The sequence below is a fragment of the Adlercreutzia sp. ZJ176 genome, from assembly GCF_011038975.1.
In the GTDB taxonomy this organism is placed as follows: Bacteria; Actinomycetota; Coriobacteriia; order Coriobacteriales; family Eggerthellaceae; genus CAAEEV01.
In genome coordinates, this window is the sequence record NZ_JAAKEC010000040.1 from 1 (window position 1) to 2,572 (window position 2,572).

General features: G+C 58.2%; 2 protein-coding genes. Both read right to left on the reverse strand.

Annotated elements, in window-relative coordinates; genetic code table 11:
* Window positions 1-222: 222 nt before the first annotated feature.
* Window positions 223-1,524 (reverse strand): ISL3 family transposase, encoded by a 1,302-nt coding sequence (locus G7Y50_RS11770; RefSeq protein WP_165056824.1) that lies wholly within the window; start codon window positions 1,522-1,524, stop codon window positions 223-225.
* The gene (locus tag G7Y50_RS11775; RefSeq protein ID WP_165056823.1) at window positions 1,512-1,985 is read right to left on the reverse strand and encodes a hypothetical protein; all 474 of its coding nucleotides are present in this window, start codon (window positions 1,983-1,985) and stop codon (window positions 1,512-1,514) included. The genes G7Y50_RS11770 and G7Y50_RS11775 overlap by 13 nt, the downstream gene beginning before the upstream one ends.
* Window positions 1,986-2,572: the final 587 nt, after the last annotated feature.

Sequence of the window (2,572 nt, forward strand, 5' to 3'; positions counted from 1 at the left end):
GGGTAAGTCTTAATTCGTGTGGGAATAATAGCCAAAACCTATGTCTGATCAGGTAAAACAAAGCAAATCTAACCCCAAGTCAGCGCTTGGGGGCAAAATAAGGGCGCAACAACCTAAGCCCTTCACAGAGCATTTTTTAAATATATGACCAAAAGCCAAAAAATCGAATATGTCGCCGCTTGCGCGGGGGAGAGCGGGATCCCATCTCGAGGGGCTTGCTTGCTAGCCGACGCCCTCCTTTCTCTTGTCGCTTCTTACAAACAGCGGGATGGGCTTGTTGGGCTCTCTTTCGTGTCCCAGCACAACCAAACAGCGGTGTCTGAGCGCCTCGAAGCTCATGAAGCCGCGGCATGTGCGGATGATGTCCTTGATCTGTCGGTTGAGGCTTTCCGCTATCGCACTTGTGCGTCCGTGCTCCCAGGCGTTGAGGATGTAGACCTTGTTCTTCTTTATGGTTTTGGCCTCGGAAAGCATCTCGGGCACGCCGGTGCGCCGGGCAATGGATATCCACTGCCCCAAGGCGCGCTCCATATCCTCGCGGCTTTCGTAGGTAGCATCAGACCACTCGTAGAACAGCTGAAGGGCCAGGTAGGCACGTCTGAGCTCACGGGCTCCCTCAGACTCAAGCGCGGCTCTTGCACAAGTGATCTGGCGGGCGTCTCTAAGCTTGGCCTTTCTGGCGCATATGAGCTTGGACGCCCTGCTCAGGATCTTCTTTTGCTCTTTGTCGTCTTCGATCGCGTGGACAAGTCTCAGTCTCGTGTCGTCGACCGCCCCTGTCACAAGCTTGCTTATATGGAATTTGTCGGCGTAGATGACCGCGCCAGGGAGAAGCTCCTTGGCAAGGCTGATATAGGAGCCGTTGAGGTCGCACGATATGGTCGCCACGCCATTTCGTTCTCCTTTGGTGAAGCTCTCCAAATACGCTCGGACGGTCTTGGAATCGTCTCCTGCGAGCATGTCGACAAGTGTCTTCTCGTCGGCGTCGTAGACACAGCAGGCCATGTGGGGCTCGCCGCGCTTGACGGCCACCTTCTTGGGAAAAGCCCTCACTTCGTCTATGCAGAGGTTGCGGGGCAGCCGGTGCGGCGGCATCTGCGCTGCCGCCTCTATCTTGGCGAGGATGTTCTTGGAGGCGCCGGTCATGCGCTCGAGCTCGGCGATGGTTCTGCCCCGGCCGAGCTCTTCCAAGACAAACGCCTCCAGGCGCGTGCTCACATGGGGCGTGAGCCGGGAGACAAGGGGGTCGTCTTCTGTGAAGGTCCTGCCGCACGCAGGACAGCGGTAGCGTTTCTTCTTGAGGGCGATGAGGCAGGGCTTTCCTGCATGGGGCACGTGATAGACGGTGGAGTTTGTGCTGCCGTGGACCTGGGCCCTGCGCCCGCAAGCGGCACACCTTTCCTCATGGGCGATGCGTGCGGCCTTGACGGAGGTGTAGGCGCCCTCATCGTGGATGTCGTCTATCCGGTATGCATCCCCGTTGATTCCGATGAGTTCCGCATGTATTCTCATCACAACCACCACGCATCCCACGCCTGGTGCGCAGTGGCACACCACCCAGGGCAAATGCCTTCGGTGTCGTCTTTGCTGACGCAGCCGTCCTTTGCGCACTTGTCGGACAAGAGCATGAGCGCAAGCGCATCTTTGGTGCCGGCCTTTTCTCTTTCAAGCGCTTGCAGGGCAGCCCGCTCGTCGCGGGCGAGCTTGCCTGTCTTTGACTCGGGGCTGTTGGATGCAGCAGCATCCCGCGCTGCACGCTGTTTGTCGTATACTTCAAGTGCGTTACACCACCCGGGGCACTCCTTCATGCCGGGGGAGGTCTTCGAGGGCCGTGTGTACACGCACCCGTACCTGCCGCAGCAGTCGACGAGCATCCTTATCACCTTTGCGTCTGAGCGGCTTCCCTGCCCTGTCATCAAACGCTTAAGTGCGCTTTGCTCGGCCTCGCTTGGCGTGGGTTTTGCTGTATGCGTAACGTGTTCCATGACGGCCTCCTCTCAGAAGGGGATTTCGTCAAGGTCGGATGTAGCGGCATTGTCAGCTTCAGGCTCGTCCATTGATTTGAGGCAGGAGATCGTCCGGCACCAGCAAGGGCAGCCGAGTTCGTCTGCGGTGGTGTGCCGGCAGGCGTCCCCGAACAGGTCGCTAATACAGCGGCCCGACTTAGAGCAACGATCGCAGAGCCTATCAAGCGCCCATATGCCCAGCCGCCTGGACGGCCGGCTAAGTGAGAGCCTGATCGCCAAGCGCTCGTATAGGCGCGCATCCACACCTACGGTGGTATTGCCCATGTTCTCCATTTTTACCTTACTTTCCGAGGGCGCGGGCTGTCATAGGGTCCTTGAGGGAGGCGCGAACTCTCCCAAGGACCCAGTCGAAAGAAAAGACGGGCAAGGCTACCCGTCCCTTTGTTCGATAAATGATGACGCCCGTCCTGTATGCTCAACTGTAGGCCCTGGAGGCTTCAGGAAGGCTAGAAAGCGGACCGTCACGCAAAAACAGGCGGAAAACGTGTGGGCATGCGGAAGATGGTGAAAACCATGCTAAATCCCACACGTTTTAGCGGTTACCC